We start from the raw sequence: 16340 nt of genomic DNA, 5'->3' as shown, positions 1-16340 counted from the left end.
TGTCAATCCGCCCATGTGCACAACCCCTCCCGCGGCACTGGAGCGTTCACGCTGCCACTAACCTGTGGCGTCCCCCAACAGGCGAGCGAAGGTGGTGCGACCGGTGACCCAGGACCACGATCGAGCGACGACCGGCAGGGGATGGCCCGACGGCATCACGGCCCTGGTCCTCGACCTCGACGGGACGCTGCACGAGGACGAGGGGTTCCTGGAGACCCATCTCGACTGCTTGGTCGAGGTCGCGGGCGAGGCCGGGGCCCGTGCGGCCGACGACGCCCGAACGATCCTCGCCGGCGAGCACTCCGTGCCGCTGGGCGCGCTCTACGACGACGCCCGCGACGAGGTGCGGCCTGGGGGACTGAACGCCCCGGAGGAGGTCGCGACGTGGGAGGGCGAGCCACGTCCCTCCGCGCCGCCCCCCGAGGACTTCGTCTACCTGGGCGACGGCTGGCAGATCGCGCGTGCGGCGATCCGCCGCGCCGGCATCTCGCGCGCGTCGGAGGCCGAGGCCTTCCGACGGGTCCGGGCCAACATGGTCGACCCTTCCGTGGACCTTCCCGGACAGGCGCTGGCCCGACGGGTCGCCGACTCGCTCCCGCCGGGGACGTACCGCGTCCTCCTGAGCAACACGCCGGACGAGCTGGCAGCGCCTCTGCTCGAGCGGCTCGGGATCGGCGACGCGTTCGACGAGGTCCACTTCGGCGCGGGCAAACCCGAGGGCCTCGACAAGGTGCTCGACCGGCTGCTCACCGACTATCCCCCCGAGCGGGTCGCCGTCGTCGGCGACAACCTGCGCAACGACATCGCGCCGGCGCGCGCCCGCGGGTGCGTGACCATCGCCGTGGACCCTCTCGGCGTCGCGGGCCCCGACGACGCCGATCACGTGGTCAGCTCGCTCGCCGAGTTGCTCGACAGCGGGGCCTGCTGAGCGCCGACTCGGCGCACCGCACCGGGCGCACCGGGGCCCGAGAGCCACGTCGGAGGCTCGGGACGCTGACAGCGAAACGGGGCGCCCCGTTCAGGGCGCCCCGTTCGCCTGCGCTGGTCGAGCGTGGCCGATCAGGGAGCGGCGACCGCGTCGAAGAAGCCGTCCTGACCGGGATGCCGGTCCCTGGCGAACGCATCGGCGCTCGGGCCCGTGCGGTAGGTCATCAGGGTACTGACCCCTATGCTGTCCGGCTCGTCGAAGCACTCGTCGGTGCCGAGGGTCACGACGTACCAGCCGTCCTCGTAGCTCCCGTCACTGTCGTCGGTGCACCACTCCGCGATGTTCTCGTCGTGGTTGTCGACGCGGACGTCGAGCCGCTCGGTCCCCTCGAACTCGATGAGACGGTACGTCACCGAGTAGTTGGTCGGTCCGAACTCCTCGCCGGTCACGTTCAGGTCGTGCACGACCGACGTCCACGGCGCGTCCGAGTCGTCCGGGGCCTGGGCCCAGCCGGCGTCCGACAGCGGATCCGTGGGCTCATCCACCTGCGTGCTGATCTCGACCTCGTCCGCCCCGTACTCGACGCAAACCTCGACGACGTCCGCGCGCGGCTCGTCGACCGCCTGGTTGGAGCCGTCGAACGTGGTGCCGGTGTCGGTCTCGAAGCACTCGCTCGAGGTGGCGATGTTCGGGCCACCATCGGCAAAGGCCGCCGGGTTGAGCAGCGGCAGGCCGGGCCCACCGAACCCGCTGGGCAGGTCGACGGTGGTGCGCTGCTCCGACTCGAGGTCGTACAGCCACACCGAGGGCCGATTGAAGACGCTGCCCGAGCGGTTGGGGTTGCTGTAGAACACGAAGCCGCCGTCGGGGCTGACCTCGGCGCGGTTGATGGTGTCCTCATCAAGATGGCGGGGCTCGGCGACGATCGTCTGGTCGGTGTCGTCAGCGATGCTGACCAGCCGCAGCGTCGACTCGCCGCTGCCGTCGTACCCACCGGTGGCCACCAGCACCTGGTCACCGTCGGGGTGCCAGTCACGCAGCTGGTGCTCGTCCATCGCCGCGTCGCCGTCGGCGTCGGCCAGCAGCTCGGTGACGCTCCCCGTGTCGAGGTCGATCACCAGGATCGAGGCATCGTCGCCGCGCGTGGTGCTGTCACCGCGCACGTGCGTCATGGCGATCTGCGACCCGTCGTCGGACACCTGCAGGTTCTGCAGCGTGCCCTCGTCAACGCTGTGGATCAGGTCACCCTCGGCCTCGGGGCTGGTCAGGTCGCGCTCGCGCAGCTCCTCGCCGTCACCTGCGTCCCGCACGACGAACAGCTCGCCGCCCTCACCGATGCGCACCTGCTGGAAGGCCGCGTCGTCGATCCAGGTCGTGTCCCCGTCGAGATCGCTGATGCCGATCGACTCGGCGTCGTCGTCGGCAGCGTCCTCGCAGACGAACGCGACCTGCTCACCGGTGGGGTCGAAGTGCAGGTTGCTCAGGCTGCAGTCCCGCTCGTCCCCGTCGGAGAGGATGCGGGTCGACGCCGAGCCCTCCTCGACGGACACGAGGCGGACCTGCTCCTCGACGTCCTCCTCAGCCACGCCGGGTTCGGCGGCCCTGCGGTACAGCAACCACTCGCCGTCCGGCGAGAACGCGCTCGGGGAGTGCTGCTCCTCGGGATGCGAGTTGCTGAGTTCCTCGACCGAACCGTCGAACGTGCCGACCGCGGCGCTGCGGATCGTCGGGCTCGCGCTCGAGTCGAACCGCAGGAACGCGAAGTCGGGGACCTCGCCTGGGGCAAGGGCGGTGCGCTCGACGGCGCCGGCGTCGTGCGCCACGTCCGGGGACACGACCGCGCTCCCGCCGATGACGCGCACCTGCCGCGGGTTGAGGTCCTGGATCGTCGACGACGTCACCGCAGGCAGGTCGTTCTGGGTGACCAGCAACAGCGGCGAGCCGAGGCGTGCGGCCGCGGCGGCACCGGGGATCGCGTCCGGGAAGTCCAGGCCGTTGGCCAACACGATCTCCCGGGCGCCGAGGAAGTGCTCCCTCGCGAGCGTCGCGGCGGTCTGGAACCGGTTGGCGCCCGACTGGCGGTCGACCTCGATGCCCATCTCCTCCAGCTCCGCCTCGACCCCTTGGTCGATGACCGCGGTGCCGCCGGCGAGCACGACCCGATCGGGATCGAGCTGGTCGAGGGCGTCGGAGGAGGTCGCCGGCAGGGAGGCCTGGCCGGTCAACAGCAAGGGGGCGTCGAAGCGGGCCGCGGCGGTCACCGCCGACAGCGCGTCGGCGAAGTCCTCACCGTAAGCCACGTACACGGCGTCCACGTCGTCCGCGTCGAAGAGCTGGGTGGCGAGCTCGGAGGCCGTCTCGTACCGGTTCTGGCCCCACACGCGCGACACGCTGCCCACATGCTGCTCCGCCTCGTCCAGGACCGCGTCGTCGATCGCCGCGCTCCCGCCGACCGCGACGAGCTCGTCGACGCCGAGCCGATCCAGCTCGTCCGCGGTCGCCTGCGGCAACCGGTCCTCCCGGGTCAGCAACACCGGAGAGCCGTCCACGGCCGCGGGCCCACCCGCGGTCAAGGCGTCCGCGAACTCGAAGCCAGTGGCCAGGTAGGCGCGATCGACCTCACCCGGATCGAAGACGTCACTCGACACCTGCGCGGCCGTTTCGAAGCGGTCCGCGCCCGAGCTGCGAGCCGCGTCACCGTCGTCGGCGTGGGCGGGCACGGCCACCAATCCCAACAACAGCACCAACCCCGCCAGCACGAAGAAACTTCGTGGCATGGTTACCGGATTGCCTAACCTCAACCTCGCGACCATCTGCAATCTCCCTTCCTGCTGACCACACCTGACCCGCATGCACTCGCCAGACCCGCATACGCTCACCGCGCCGAACATCGATTCCCGAGGCCTTCCGAGATCCCGAGCGACCCGCGGCTTACGGCGTGGCATCTCCGGCGAACCGCCGAGTCGGACACGTCGATCGCGTCCGCCTATCGCGAGCAGCCAACGGAACGTAACCCGCCCGTGCCGGAAAGTCGGAACAGAACATGCTCCCGGGTGGGACACGAGCGGGAGACTCCGTTCCGACCAAGCGCCCCGCGGCTCCCGGGAGGCTCGACTCGGCCGCCACGCCACCCCGCCGGCGTGTCCCGTCGGGGGAGTCGCGGTCGCGATTCCGGCGCCCGCGGCCCCACCGACGAGCGGGCGGCACCCGAGGGTGCCGCCCGCTCGTTCCTGCGAGGTTGCGCTACTCGACGCCGGCGGCGTCCCGCGCGCCGTCCAGCGCCTCGGGGCTCACCACCGCGGTGCCGCCCACTGCGCGAACGCGATCGATGCCACCCGCGTTGGCCTGCAACCACTGCTCGCTGGCTGGCGAGCGGGACAGGTCATCGCCGTTGACGAGCAACAACACGCCGCCGGACCGACCGGCGAGCTCCGCCGAGGTGGCACCGACCACCGGTGCCGCCGCCAACGAGTCGGGGAAGTTGAGCCCCGTCGCGAGCCACACCGTGGACGGGTCCATGCCGGCGTTCACCGACGCGTCGGCGATCCCTCCCGAGGTCGCCCACCGGTCCGCGCCGGCCAACCGGCCGGGATCCCCGCTGACGAGGTCGTCGATCTCGGACTCCACACTCGACGAGACCACGGCACTGCCGCCAACGATGTCCACATCCGCCCGGCCCTGCAGCGCGTCCGCGGTGTCGCCCGGCAGCGCGTCGGTCGCGGTCAGCAGGATCGGCGCCTCGGTGAACGCCGCCAGGGCGGACACCGCGACGGCGTCCTCCCACCCGCTGGTGGGGTCATCGGGGTCGATGCCCCGCGCGACGAACGCGGCGTCGTCGACGGGCAGGTCCTCGGCGATCAGCGCCGCGGTGTCCCACCGGTTCGCCCCGTCGTAGCGCTCGACCGAGAGTCCCGCGGCCCCGAGCTGAGCCTCCACCTCCGCCGACAGAGCCGCCTCACCGCCGAGCAGGCGCGCCTCATCGGCGCCTAGGCGGTCGATCTGCGCGAGCGTGCCATCGCTGAGCCCACCGGGACGGCTCAGGAGGATGGGCGCGTCGAGGTACGACGCCAGCGGTGAGCCCGCCAGCGCATCGGGGAAGTCGTCACCGCGGGCGATGACCACCGTCTCGGCGGCGTCGAACTCCTCGGCCAGCTGGTCCGCGGTGTCGTACCGGTCCGCGCCCCCGATCTGGTCCTCGTCGTCGTCCTCGGGCGGCTCCTCGGCGAGGCCCCCGGAGCCGTCGATCGCGAGGAGCCCGCCGCTCCGGCGGCTCATCGCGTAGAGCGTCCCGTCGTTGTCGATCGGGCCGAGCGACAGGTTGCCGTGGCCGTAGTCGATGTCGTCGGCATCGTCGAAACCGTCCACCTCGTCGACGACGACCTCCCGGACCCGATCGGCGTCGATCGTCCAGCGCTCGTCGCCCTGCGGCCCGGTGGAGGTCAACAACCACCCCGTCCCGCCGCTCTCACGGCGGCGGGCGAAGGCCGCACCGTCGGCGTCGGTGAGACCTGCGTCGGCGTCCAGCCGCGCGAGATCGGGGTTGAAGGCGTCCGAGCCGTCCTCGAGCGACACGGCGAAGACCGAGCCCGAGCCGCTCGTGCTCGTGAGCGCCACCCCGTCGCCCAGGACGAGATCGCGGTACATCGACTCGTCGGGCTCGGGTCGGTCCCAGGTCGGCTCGTCGGGCAGGCCGTTGCTCACGTCGTAGGCGAGCAGGTGGCCGATGATCTCGCTTCGGCCCTCGGCGAGGCTGCCACCACGGGGGGTAACGACGAGGAGATCGTCGGCGAGCAGCCACTCGAACTCGTCGTAGTCGGCCACGTCGATCGGCTCGTCGCGGTCCTCGGGCTCGGGCGCCTCGATCTCCGCACGGGCCTGTTCCTCGCCGTCGCTGAGCGCGAGCTCCACGAGCACGACGGCCTCACCCGTGCGCCCCGCGAAGATGAGCGAGTCGTCGGTCAGCACGCCCGTCGCACCGAGCACCTGGTCCACGTCGAGGTCGAGGCCGTCCGTCCCGACGGACCAGGCGACCTGTGCGTCGTCACCCGACACGTCGATGGCCGTTAGGTCGCCGGGCTCCTCGTCGTTGCCGAAGAGCACGAGCCGCTCGTCGGCACCCGCCCCACCGAGCAGCAGTGGCGCGTCGGCGCACTCCGGTACCGCCTCGACACGGGTGAGCTCGCTGCCGTCGGCGACGTCGTGAGCGGAGACGACGTGCTGCTCGGCCTCGCCGTAGTTCTCGGTCCAGACGCGCCCCTGCGAGTCGACCGCCGGCTCGCAGCCCCGGAAGTTGCTCCAGACGTCGGTGATCTCCCACAGCACGTCGCCCTCGTCGGGATCGATCCCGATGAGCTCGCGGTCGCCGCCGGTCTCGTTGTTAACGGCCCGCATCAGGAGGGTGCCGTCGCCCGCGACGATCGGCATCCGGGCGCCCGCAGGGTTGGGGCCGGCGGTGTACCCCTCCGGCGCGTCGTCGGTCGCCACGTCACCGAGGTCGACGAACCAGTCGAGCCCGGGGTCGACAGGGCCCGACTCGCCCGCCTGGCGGGTCTGACCCGAGTCGGCGTCGAACGATGGCCAGGCGCTCTCACCGCCCTGTGCGCTCACCGGGAGCGCGATCACGAGCGTGGTGGCGAAGGCCGCAGCGAGCAGCAGTGCTCGCCGCAGGGCGCGCCGTGGGTGACGGGGCATCGAGCTTCCCTTCCGTTGTGTGCATGCGGACACGTGCCACGTCGATCGGCAGGCCCCACCAGCACACACAGCGCCCACGGGTCGACGGAGGGCAGGGTAAGGACCACTCGCAGGACGATCCGACCGTGCGGGGTCGCAGGCGGGACAGAACCGGGAGACCGGTGTGGGCGTCACCCGTACTCGAGGTCTCCACCGGGTCTGCCGCGCCACCGCTGCGGGAAGGGTCAGCCCGAACGCCGCGGTCGCACATCGAGAGGGGACCCGCGATGGACGTCGCCGTGCTCGGCGCCCATGGACAGATCGCCCGACACCTCACCCAGCGGCTCGCCCGTCGCGGCGACCGGGTTCGCGGACTCGTCCGCAACACCGACCACCACGAGGACGTGCGCGCGGACGGCGCGGATCCGGTCACGCACGACGTCGAGCACGACCCGGTGGACGCACTGGTGGAGCACGTGCGCGGTGCCCACGCGGTGGTGTTCGCGGCCGGTGCGGGTCCCGGCAGCGGCGCCGCCCGCAAGGAGACCGTGGACTACGGCGGGGCCGCCGCGCTGCTCGAGGCCGCGGGTGAGGCACCCGTCGACCGGTACGTGATGATCAGCGCGATGGGGACCGACGACCCTCCGGGCGACGATGAAGTCTTCAGCGTCTACCTGCGCGCGAAGGCCCGGGCCGACGAGGAACTGATGGCCAGCGACCTGGAGTGGACCGTGGTCCGGCCCGGGCGGCTCACCGACGAGCCCGCGACAGGGTTGGTCACGCTGGACCGCCACGTCGAGCGGGGCGCGATCCCGCGGGCCGATGTCGCCGAGGTGGTCGTGGCCTGCCTCGACGAGCCGCGCACCGCGGGCCACGTGTTCGAGGTGGTCGGCGGCGAGACCCCGATCGACGACGCCCTCGACGCCCTCGTCCGCGGCGGGTAGCACCCGGGGGAAAGGTCGCGCGCTACTCGTCGCCGCCCGCCGAGCTCTTCGAGAGCTCCTCGACGATGTCGGCGTTGGCGAGCGTGGACACGTCGCCGAGCTCTCGACCCTCGGCGATGTCCTTGAGCAGTCGCCGCATGATCTTGCCCGAGCGGGTCTTCGGCAGATCCGGGGTGAACAACACGTTCGCGGGGCGGGCGAGCTTGCCGATGCGTTCGGCCACGTGCTCGCGCAGTTCCGCCGCGAGCTCGTCGTTGCCCTCCTCGGCACCCCGCAGGGTGACGAACGCGACGATCGCCTCACCGGTGAGCTCGTCCTTGCGGCCGGTGACCGCGGCCTCGGCGACCTTCGGGTGATCGACGAGCGCCGACTCGACCTCGGTGGTCGAGATGCGGTGTCCCGACACGTTCATGACGTCGTCGACGCGCCCGAGCAACCAGATGTGGCCGTCCTCGTCGAGCTTCGCGCCGTCGCCGGCGAAGTAGACGTCGGGGCCGAAGCTCGACCAGTACGTATGCCGATAGCGCTCGTCGTCGCCCCAGAGCGTGCGCATCATCCCCGGCCAGGGGCGCTGAAGGGTCAGGTACCCACCGCTGCCACGGGGAACGGGCTCGCCGGCGTCGTCCACGACGACCGGCTTGACCCCCGGGAACGGGACCATCGCGCTGCCCGGCTTGGCATGGGTGATGCCCGGCAGGGGGGTGATCATGATCCCGCCGGTCTCGGTCTGCCACCACGTGTCCACCACGGGCGCGTTACCCCCACCGATGTGCTGGTGGTACCACATCCACGCCTCGGGATTGATCGGCTCGCCGACGCTGCCGAGCAGGCGGATCGAGGAGAGGTCGTGCTCCTGCGGGTACTCCGCGCCCCACTTCATGAAGGCACGGATCGCCGTCGGGGCGGTGTAGAGGATCGTGACGCCGTACCGGTTGGCGATCTCCCACCAGCGGTCCTTGCCGGGGTAGTCGGGCGCGCCCTCGTACAACACGCTCGTCGCGCGGCACGCGAGCGGCCCGTAGACGATGTAGCTGTGCCCGGTCACCCAGCCGATGTCCGCCGCGCACCAGTACACGTCCGAGTCGGCCTTGAGGTCGAACACGAGGCGCTGCGTGGCCGCGACGTGGGTGAGGTAGCCACCGGTGGTGTGCACGATCCCCTTGGGCTTTCCGGTCGTCCCGGACGTGTAGAGGATGTAGAGCACGTCCTCGGCATCCATCGGCTCCGCCGGGCACTCGGTCGACTGGCCGCTGACGAGCTCGTGGTACCAGTGGTCGCGGCCCGCCTGCATGTCGACCTCGGCGCCGGTCCGGCGCACGACGATGCTGGTCTCGATGCGGTCCGTCGCGGCGATCGCCTTGTCGGTCGACTCCTTCAGCGGCACGACGTTGCCCTTGCGGTACGCGCCGTCGGCGGTGATCACCACGCGCGCGTCGGCGTCGTCGACCCGGTCGACGAGCGCCTGGCTCGAGAACCCGGCGAAGACGACCGAGTGGATGGCTCCGATCCGCGCGCACGCCAGCATCGCCACGGGCAGTTCGGGAATCATCGGGAGGTAGATCGCCACGCGGTCGCCCTTGCCGACGCCCAGGCCACGCAACGCGTTCGCGAAGCGGCTGACCTCGTCCTTGAGCTCCGCGTAGGACAGCGCGCGCGTGTCGCCGGGCTCACCCTCCCAGTAGAAGGCGATCTGCTCCCCGTACCCGGCGTCGACGTGCCGGTCGAGGCAGTTGTCGGCGACGTTGAGCTCCCCGCCGATGAACCACTTCGCGTGCGGGGGCGTCCACTCGAGCACGGTGTCGAAGTCGCGCATCCATCGCAGCTGACGGGCGTGTTGGGCCCACCACCCCTCGGGATCGGCCTCCGCCTCCTCGTAGATCGACGGGTCGTTGGCGTTGGCCTGCGCCGCGAACGACTCGGGCGGCGGGAAAGTGCGCTGCTCGGAATACAGGTTCGCGATCGCCGGCTCACTCATGGCTCGGGCTCCTTGGTGTCCGCGTCGGCTCTTGTACTGCGTGGATTCTTCCGCTCGCGCGCCCGACGGTGGCACAGGACCGACCGGCGGCGCGCCCGATCCCTCGTCGGGGCCCGCAGGGTAGAGAACCTGCGGGCCCACGACGAGGGGCGACGGTGGGACCCCCGGGCTAGCCGGACGACCTCGTCGGGGTGCGCCGCCGCTCGGCGGGGTAACGGATGCCGTCGACCATCCGCATGAGCTCCGCGCTCGGGGGCGCGGTGCGCTTCGAGACGATGATTGCCACGACGAAGTTCACCAGCGCACCGATCGCGCCGATCCCCTCGGGACTGACGCCGAGCACGTGCGGGTTCGCCTGGAGCCCGAACACCTCCAGCGTGTAGAGCATGTAGGCGATCGTGAACGCGAGCCCGGCGAGCATGCCGGCGGCCGCTCCCTGGGCGTTGCAGCGTTTCCAGAAGATGCCCATCACGATCGCAGGGAAGAAGCTCGCCGCGGCCAACCCGAACGCGAACGCCACGACCTGGGCCACGAACGCCGGTGGGTTGATGCCTCCCAGGATCGAGATGAGCACCGCACCAGCCATCGCGATCCGGCCGACCAGCAACTTCTCGCGCTCGCTCGCCTCACCCCGCTTGATGCGCCGGAAGTAGAAGTCGTGCGAGACCGAGGAGCTGATGACGAGCAGGAGACCGGCGGCCGTCGACATCGCCGCCGCCATTCCACCGGCCGCGACGAGCCCCACCACCGGCGCCGGCAGGCCGGCGATCTCCGGGTTGGCGAGCACGAGGATGTCGTTGTCGACGAACAGGTCGGGCTCGTCGGCGGGATCGTTGCTGATGGACTCGACGGTGTCGGCCCCCTCGTCGACCTCGATCAGGCCGGTGCCTTCCCAGGACTCCACCCAGGTGGGCAGCTCGTCGGGCGCCTGGCCGCCGACGCCGTCGAGGATGTTGTACTTCGCGAACGCGCCCACCGCCGGCGCGGCGGTGTAGAGCAGGGCGATGAAGAACAGCGCCCAGAACGCGGAGTACCGTGCCCCGCGCACCGTCCGCGTCGTGTAGAAGCGGATGATGACGTGCGGCAGTCCCGCGGTACCGACCATCAACGACAACACGACGAGGAAGACGTCGAGCTGCGGGCGGGCCGTGAAGGGCTCGGTGTAGCTCTCGAGCCCGAACTCGATCGAGAGCTGGTTCAGCTCACCGAGGACCTGCCCGAAGGTGACCTGGGGGATCGGGACGCCGGTGAAGATCTGGGCGATCGCGGCCGCCGGGATGAGGTACGCGATGATCAGCACGGTGTACTGGGCGACCTGGGTGTAGGTGATGCCCTTCATCCCGCCGAGGACCGCGTAGGTGAAGATGATCGCCGCGGCGACGAGCACCCCGCCCTCGATCGAGAGGTCCAGGAAGCGGCTGAACACGATCCCGCCACCGCGCATCTGCCCCACGACGTAGGTGAACGACACGATGATCGCCGCCCCGGCGGAGATCGTGCGCACGGTCTCGCTGAACCGGTCGCCGACGAACTCCGGGACGGTGTACTTGCCCCACTTGCGCAGGTACGGGGCCAGGAGCAGCGCGAGCAGAACGTAGCCGCCGGTCCACCCCATCAGGTAGATCGCGCCGTCGTAACCGAGGAACGCGATCAGCCCCGCCATCGAGATGAACGAGGCCGCGCTCATCCAGTCCGCGGCCACGGCGGCACCGTTGGCGACGGTCGGCACGCCCTGGCTCGCGACGTAGAAGCCGCCGGTCTCCTTGACCCGGCTGCGCCATGCGATGCCGATGTAGGTGGCGAAGCTCGCGACGACGAAGATCAGGGTCCAGAGCTGAATGGCCGTCATCGCCGATTCCCCTCCTCGTCCCGCTCGCTCACGCCGAACTCGTCATCGAGCCGGTCCATCCGGAGGCAGTAGACGAGGATCAGCACGACGAAGGTGTAGATGGAGCCCTGCTGGGCGAACCAGAAGCCCAGCGGGAAGTCCAAGATCTCGATGTTGTTGAGCGGCTCGACGAGCAGGATCCCGAACACGTACGACACCAACGCCCAGATCGCCAGCAGGACGACCATGAGGCGCAGGTTCCGTCGCCAGTACTCCTGCTGCCACCCCTCGGCCTCGTCGGGCTCGGGCTCGGGCGGATCATCGGCGACGGGGGCCCCGTGGCCGCCGTCGCCGTCAGACCGGTCGCTCTCGTCCACAGCAGCTCCTCTCGATCGCCTGACACCTCGGCGGCGACCCGCGCGGCGCCATCGAGGACCCCGGGCGCGGGCAGACCCCAGCCGATCCGGGGTCGGCGCGCGCGACAAGGAGCTGCCTGCTTAACGGGAACGAAACCGCTCCCAGCGGTCGGCTCCCGGAGGCGAGCGGTCGAGCCCCACCGGGCTCGCCGCTCGCGGCGTCGATCGAACCGCTCGGGGGCCGCTGCCGTCCGCTCGTGGACCGAGACGGTTGGCTCCCGCGTCCCCTGCCGTACGGTCCCTGCCCATGAGCGAGGGAACCGACGTCACCCCGCCGCAACAATCGTCGGCCAAGCGAGCCCGCTGGCCCTGGCTCGGAGGTGGCCAGCTCCTGCTCCTCATCGCGGCGGTCCCGATCGCGTTCGGCTCCTTCCTGCCCTGGTTGGAGACCGCGTTGGGCAGTTTCAACGCGATCGCGGGACCGGGTCTCGCCACGCTCGCCGGCGCCATGCTGGCCGTCTGCGGAGCGCTGCTGCGTCGTCGCGGCCTCGCGCTGGCGCACGCCATCGCGGCCGCGGGCATCGGCGTGGGACTGCCGCTCTGGCAGGTCGCCCACACCTACGGGCTCGTTGGCGCGCAGGGGTGGCTGCCCGGGGGTGGCATGGTGCTGGTCTTCGTCGGAGGGCTCGGCGCCGCGCTCGCCGCCCACCGCATGCGGCGCGACACCGCCGGACCACGCTGACCCGGGGAGCCCATGGTGCGTCCGCGCCGCGCCCCGACCCAGCCGCACATCTGGGGCGCGGACGTTCGCCTGCGCGAGCATGAGCCGGCGGGAGGTGGACCGCGCCACCCGCATCACCCCGGCGGATGCCCGCAGGGCGGCAACAACCCCTGTTGCCCGCCCACGCGAGCGCGTACGGTGCAGCCCGTGGCACACGACCCTCTGGAGCCGACCGCTCGCGTGCCCAGCGGCGACCCTCCGCTGCACTCGGACTCCGGCTCGGAAGAGCCCTTCTCGGCCGACCACGACACGCCGGCCGAGGTCGACGCCGCCTTCCGCACCCAGCGGCGCATCGCCATCGGCTACGGGACCGTGTTCGTGGTGCTCACGCTGGCCGTGCCCGCGCTCGGGCTCACGGTCGACTGGTGGGTCGAGAGCAGCCTCGTCGAGGGGTTCAGCCCGCACTTCCTCATGGCCGCGGTGGGGCTGTACGTCGTCTTCTTCCTGATCGCGGCCGCCGCCGCCACGCTCGCGAGTACCGTCGAGGACCGCATGCTCGGCGGTGGCATCGCCCCCGATCCCGAGGAGGACGAGGAAGCCCCGCTCGGGGGCGTCGCGCCCGAACGGTCGGACGGTGATCCCACGGCGGCCCGGGACGCCGGCGAGCCCCCGGCGCCGGAACGCGACGCGGCAACGCGGGCGGGAGTCGAACGATGATCGCCGCGGCCACCGCGCCCGTCACCGCGAGCGGGATGGCGACGCTCGCGCTGGCGCTCATGGTCGCGGTGCTCCTCGCCGTCGCCGCCCGCCCGCGTCGGGCCTCCACCCTCGACTTCTACCTCGCGGGCCAGCGCGTCGGCGTCGCCACCAACGCGAGCGCGATCTGCGGGGACTACTTCAGCGCGGCGTCGTTCCTCGGCGTCGCCGCCGCCGTCTACGCGGCGGGCCTCGACGGGATCTGGTACGCGACCGGGTTCGCGGCCGGGTTCGTGCCGGTCGTCCTCTTCGTCGCCGCGCCGCTGCGCCGCTTCGGCGAGTTCAGCCTGCCCGACTTCCTGGGCCGCCGGCTCGGGAGCGAACGGGTGCGCCTGGCCGCGGTGCTCGTCGTCCAGCTCGTCATCGTGAGCTACCTCGTGCCGCAGGCGGTGGCCAGCGGGATCACCTGGGAGCTGCTCGTCGGCGCCGGGATCGGAGGGCTCTCGCCGTACGTGACCGGCGTGCTCGTCTCGACCGCCGCCATCACCGCGCTCGTGGGTCTCGGGGGCATGCGTGGGGCCACGTGGACGCAGGCGGTGCAGTTCGCCTTCCTGCTGCTCGTGCTGCTGTGGTTGACGGGCGTGACGGTGGCGGACGGCTTCAGCTACCCGGACGCGGTCGCGGAGGTCTCGGAGACCCCGCTCGCGAACCCGGTACCGGTCGAGGACGGCAGCGGGGAGGAGGCCGGGGCCACTGCCGGCGGCGCGGTGGAGGGACGCCAGGGCTGGGAGCTGCGAGCGGTGCCCGACCGCATCGACGGTGGCGCGGCGCGCTTCGACCAGCCGGGCGCGCGCTACGGGCCGGCGAGCCAGCTGGCCCTGGTCATCACGCTCATCCTCGGCACCGCCGGCCTGCCGCACGTGATGAACCGGTTCTTCACGAGCCCGACGGGGCGTGCCGCGCGCCTCACCACCGTCTGGGTGCTCGGCGCGGCCGGCTTGTTCTACGCGCTCGCGGTCCTGCTCGGCGTCGCGGCGCGCGCGGCGATCGCCGATGCCGCCGACGGTACTCCGTGGCTGGCCGAGCTCACCGTCGACGGCGTGCTACGGGTGCCCGAACACGCGCTCCTCGCGCTCGGGCGGCTGGCCGCGGGAGGCGCGGGGCTCGGCGTCCTCGCGGCCGCCGCACTCGTCGCGGTGATGTCGACCATCGCCGGACTGCTGCTCGCCGGGGCCGCCTCGTGGGGCCACGACGTCTACGAGCGCCACCTCAACCCGCGCGCGACCCAGCGCCAGGCGATGCGCGCCGGTCGGGGCGCGGTGGTCGTCGTCGCGGCGATCGGCGCCGCGGTGGCCGTCACGCTGCGCCCCGCCGAGCTGTCGGGCCTGTTCCCCTCGCTCGTCGCGACGATGGTGACCTGGGCGTTCACGCTGGCCGGCAGCGCCCTCACCCCGGTGCTCCTCCTCGCGATCTGGTGGCGCCGCACCACCGCCGCTGGAGCCGTCGCGGGCATGGTCACCGGCAGCGTGGTCGCGATCGGCGCCTTCCTCGCCGGCGTCGTCGGCGTGGCCGGCGAGGGCGACGTCGCGGGGGTCCTGCTCGCACCGGCCGTGCTGGGGGCTCCCGCCGCGATGCTCGTGACGGTCGTGGTGTCGAAGGTCACCCCGACCCCGGTCGACCTCGACCGCACCTGGGTCCGGATGCACGGGACCGCTGCCGACCGGCAGGCCGAGCGGCTGGCCGAGCTCACGATCCGCGGGCTGGCCGATCCGGACGAACCACGAACGCCGAGGAACGGGCGCCGATGAGATGCCCTGTGTCAAGCTACCGCTGGAAGTTCTTGGCTGGGGGGCAGGAACGGTTGGTTGCCGCCGTGTCGGGTGGGGTCGTAGGCGGTGTGGTCTTGCCAGCAGCGCCAGATGATGCGCAGCCAGGCGCGGGCGAGGATGCGGGTGGCGTGTTGGTGGGTCTTGCCGGCGGCGCGGTGGCGGTCGTAGATGGCGGCGGCCCAGGGGCTGGCGTGGCGGCTGTCGGCGGCGAAGTCGGTGACGGCGTCGCGGAGCTTGTGGTCGCAGGCCCAGCGGAACGACACGACGTGGTGGCGTCCGGACTGTCGGGTGGAGGGTGCGGCGCCGGCGAGCGCGGCCAGCGACGCGTCGGTGGGGAAGCGGCCGCGGGCGTCGCCGATCTCGACCAGCAGCTTGGCGGCGCGGACCTGCCCCGAGCGGGGCAGGCTCGTGAAGATCGCCGCGTCGGGGTGGCCGGCGAGCTGCTCGCGGATCTGGGTCTCGAGCGCGCTGATCTGTGTGCGCAGCGCCTGCAGGGTTTTGACGTAGGCGAGGGTGGTGTGGGCTGCGGCAGCGGCCACCTGGCCGGTGAGCCCTTCGGGGCCGGCGTCGAGCCGGTCGAGCAGCGTCTGGGTGGGGGTGCGCCCGCTGTAGCCGTGCTTGGCCAGCCACGAGCCCAGCCGCTTGTGAGACAACCACGCGGCCTTGTCGACGTTGGGGAAGCGGGACAAAAACGCCAGGCTCACGGCCGAGTCGAGGTCAGCGAACAGGCCGACGGCGGCGGGGAACACCGTGCGCAGGTGAGCGCGCAGCTGGTTGCAGATCGCCACCCGCGCTTCGACCAGGTCGGTGCGGGCGCGCACGGCCGAGCGCAGCGCGAGGGTCTGCGCGCTGTCGGGGGTCAGGCAGACGAGCCGGTGGCTGTCGGTGCGCAGCACATCGGCGAGGACGTAGGCGTCGAAGCGGTCGTCCTTGTTGCCCGCGGCGCCGTAGCGGTCCCGCAAGTTCTTCACCTGCCGCGGCGTCACGACGACAACCTCGACTCCGGCGGCGATCAGCGCCTCGACGACCGGCCCGTCGGGCCGTTCGATCGCGACCCGGTCGACCCCGTGCTCGAGGAAGGCGCTGACCAGCCGGCGGATCCCGGCAGCGTCATGGGTGGTGTTCGCGCGCAGCAGCACCGCGCCGTCAGCGGCGATGACGCACTGCTCGTTGGTGTCGGTCGCCCAGTCGACTCCTCCGGTGGACGTGGTCGTGTCATGCTGCATGTGTGCCTCCTGGCTGTTCGCCCAGCTGGTAGGCACCCGGTGGTGCTGGGACGTGCTCGTCGGTCGCTCACTGATCGGCGCTCTGCGGCGCTCAGCCCTGTAGCCGCTTGGCACGTCCCGGGCCGCCGGACCCCGCGAAACTCATCGTGGCCCTCGAAGGGCCAGCG

General features: G+C 71.8%; 11 protein-coding genes. 5 read left to right on the top strand and 6 right to left on the bottom strand.

Annotation, left to right across the window (positions count from 1 at the left end; genetic code table 11):
• Positions 1–103: 103 nt before the first annotated feature.
• Positions 104–928 carry an HAD family hydrolase gene (locus ER308_RS14410; RefSeq protein WP_165492109.1) on the top strand — a complete coding sequence of 275 codons (825 nt, stop codon included), beginning with the start codon at positions 104–106 and terminating at the stop codon, positions 926–928.
• A 131-nt stretch (positions 929–1059) separates the two neighbouring features.
• Here the strand turns inward: ER308_RS14410 and ER308_RS14405 are convergent, their stop codons facing one another.
• Both ER308_RS14405 and ER308_RS14400 read right to left on the bottom strand, forming a co-directional pair.
• A complete protein-coding gene (locus ER308_RS14405; RefSeq protein ID WP_165492108.1) occupies positions 1060–3705 on the bottom strand; it encodes a cell wall-binding repeat-containing protein in 2646 nt (881 codons plus the stop codon).
• Between the two features lie 466 nt (positions 3706–4171).
• Positions 4172–6619 carry a cell wall-binding repeat-containing protein gene (locus tag ER308_RS14400; protein ID WP_131155626.1) on the bottom strand — a complete coding sequence of 816 codons (2448 nt, stop codon included), beginning with the start codon at positions 6617–6619 and terminating at the stop codon, positions 4172–4174.
• 266 nt (positions 6620–6885) lie between these two features.
• Between ER308_RS14400 and ER308_RS14395 the strand changes: the two genes are divergently transcribed.
• Positions 6886–7542 carry an SDR family oxidoreductase gene (locus tag ER308_RS14395; RefSeq protein ID WP_131155625.1) on the top strand — a complete coding sequence of 219 codons (657 nt, stop codon included), beginning with the start codon at positions 6886–6888 and terminating at the stop codon, positions 7540–7542.
• Positions 7543–7564: 22 nt separating this feature from the next.
• On the opposite strand, the gene acs is transcribed toward ER308_RS14395, so the two are convergent.
• From acs to ER308_RS22535, 3 genes are all read right to left on the bottom strand, one after another.
• On the bottom strand, positions 7565–9517 hold the full coding sequence (gene acs / locus ER308_RS14390; RefSeq protein ID WP_131155624.1) for an acetate--CoA ligase: 1953 nt from the start codon (positions 9515–9517) through the stop codon (positions 7565–7567).
• A gap of 169 nt (positions 9518–9686) precedes the next feature.
• Positions 9687–11366 (bottom strand): sodium:solute symporter family protein, encoded by a 1680-nt coding sequence (locus tag ER308_RS14385; RefSeq protein ID WP_131155623.1) that lies wholly within the window; start codon positions 11364–11366, stop codon positions 9687–9689.
• Positions 11363–11722 (bottom strand): DUF4212 domain-containing protein, encoded by a 360-nt coding sequence (locus ER308_RS22535; RefSeq protein ID WP_240731818.1) that lies wholly within the window; start codon positions 11720–11722, stop codon positions 11363–11365. The genes ER308_RS14385 and ER308_RS22535 overlap by 4 nt, the downstream gene beginning before the upstream one ends.
• A 286-nt stretch (positions 11723–12008) precedes the next feature.
• On the opposite strand from ER308_RS22535, the gene ER308_RS14375 reads away from it, so the two are divergent.
• The 3 genes from ER308_RS14375 to ER308_RS14365 all read left to right on the top strand — a co-directional run bounded on the left by ER308_RS14375 (position 12009) and on the right by ER308_RS14365 (position 14926).
• The gene (locus ER308_RS14375; RefSeq protein WP_131155622.1) at positions 12009–12443 is read left to right on the top strand and encodes a hypothetical protein; all 435 of its coding nucleotides are present in this window, start codon (positions 12009–12011) and stop codon (positions 12441–12443) included.
• Between the two features lie 186 nt (positions 12444–12629).
• Positions 12630–13139 (top strand): hypothetical protein, encoded by a 510-nt coding sequence (locus tag ER308_RS22080; protein ID WP_205745631.1) that lies wholly within the window; start codon positions 12630–12632, stop codon positions 13137–13139.
• On the top strand, positions 13136–14926 hold the full coding sequence (locus tag ER308_RS14365; RefSeq protein WP_205745630.1) for a sodium/solute symporter: 1791 nt from the start codon (positions 13136–13138) through the stop codon (positions 14924–14926). Before ER308_RS22080 ends, ER308_RS14365 begins: the two co-directional genes overlap by 4 nt.
• 11 nt (positions 14927–14937) lie before the next feature.
• On the opposite strand, the gene ER308_RS14360 is transcribed toward ER308_RS14365, so the two are convergent.
• A complete protein-coding gene (locus tag ER308_RS14360; protein ID WP_131155621.1) occupies positions 14938–16173 on the bottom strand; it encodes an IS110 family RNA-guided transposase in 1236 nt (411 codons plus the stop codon).
• Between the last annotated feature and the right edge of the window lie 167 nt (positions 16174–16340).

Origin of the sequence: Egibacter rhizosphaerae (genome assembly GCF_004322855.1) — a bacterium.
Classification (GTDB): Bacteria; Actinomycetota; Nitriliruptoria; order Euzebyales; family Egibacteraceae; genus Egibacter; species Egibacter rhizosphaerae.
The sequence above is the reverse complement of the archived record's forward strand: the minus strand, read 5'-3'. Positions and strand labels throughout refer to the sequence as shown.

What these genes read in the sequence shown, in the direction of transcription:
- ER308_RS14405 (WP_165492108.1), bottom strand. Translation starts at nt 3,705, where the DNA reads ATGCCACGAAGTTTCTTCGTGCTGGCGGGGTTGGTGCTGTTGTTGGGA.
- ER308_RS14400 (WP_131155626.1), bottom strand. Translation starts at nt 6,619, where the DNA reads ATGCCCCGTCACCCACGGCGCGCCCTGCGGCGAGCACTGCTGCTCGCT.
- ER308_RS14395 (WP_131155625.1), top strand. Translation starts at nt 6,886, where the DNA reads ATGGACGTCGCCGTGCTCGGCGCCCATGGACAGATCGCCCGACACCTC.
- acs (WP_131155624.1), bottom strand. Translation starts at nt 9,517, where the DNA reads ATGAGTGAGCCGGCGATCGCGAACCTGTATTCCGAGCAGCGCACTTTC.
- ER308_RS14385 (WP_131155623.1), bottom strand. Translation starts at nt 11,366, where the DNA reads ATGACGGCCATTCAGCTCTGGACCCTGATCTTCGTCGTCGCGAGCTTC.
- ER308_RS14375 (WP_131155622.1), top strand. Translation starts at nt 12,009, where the DNA reads ATGAGCGAGGGAACCGACGTCACCCCGCCGCAACAATCGTCGGCCAAG.
- ER308_RS14365 (WP_205745630.1), top strand. Translation starts at nt 13,136, where the DNA reads ATGATCGCCGCGGCCACCGCGCCCGTCACCGCGAGCGGGATGGCGACG.
- ER308_RS14360 (WP_131155621.1), bottom strand. Translation starts at nt 16,173, where the DNA reads ATGCAGCATGACACGACCACGTCCACCGGAGGAGTCGACTGGGCGACC.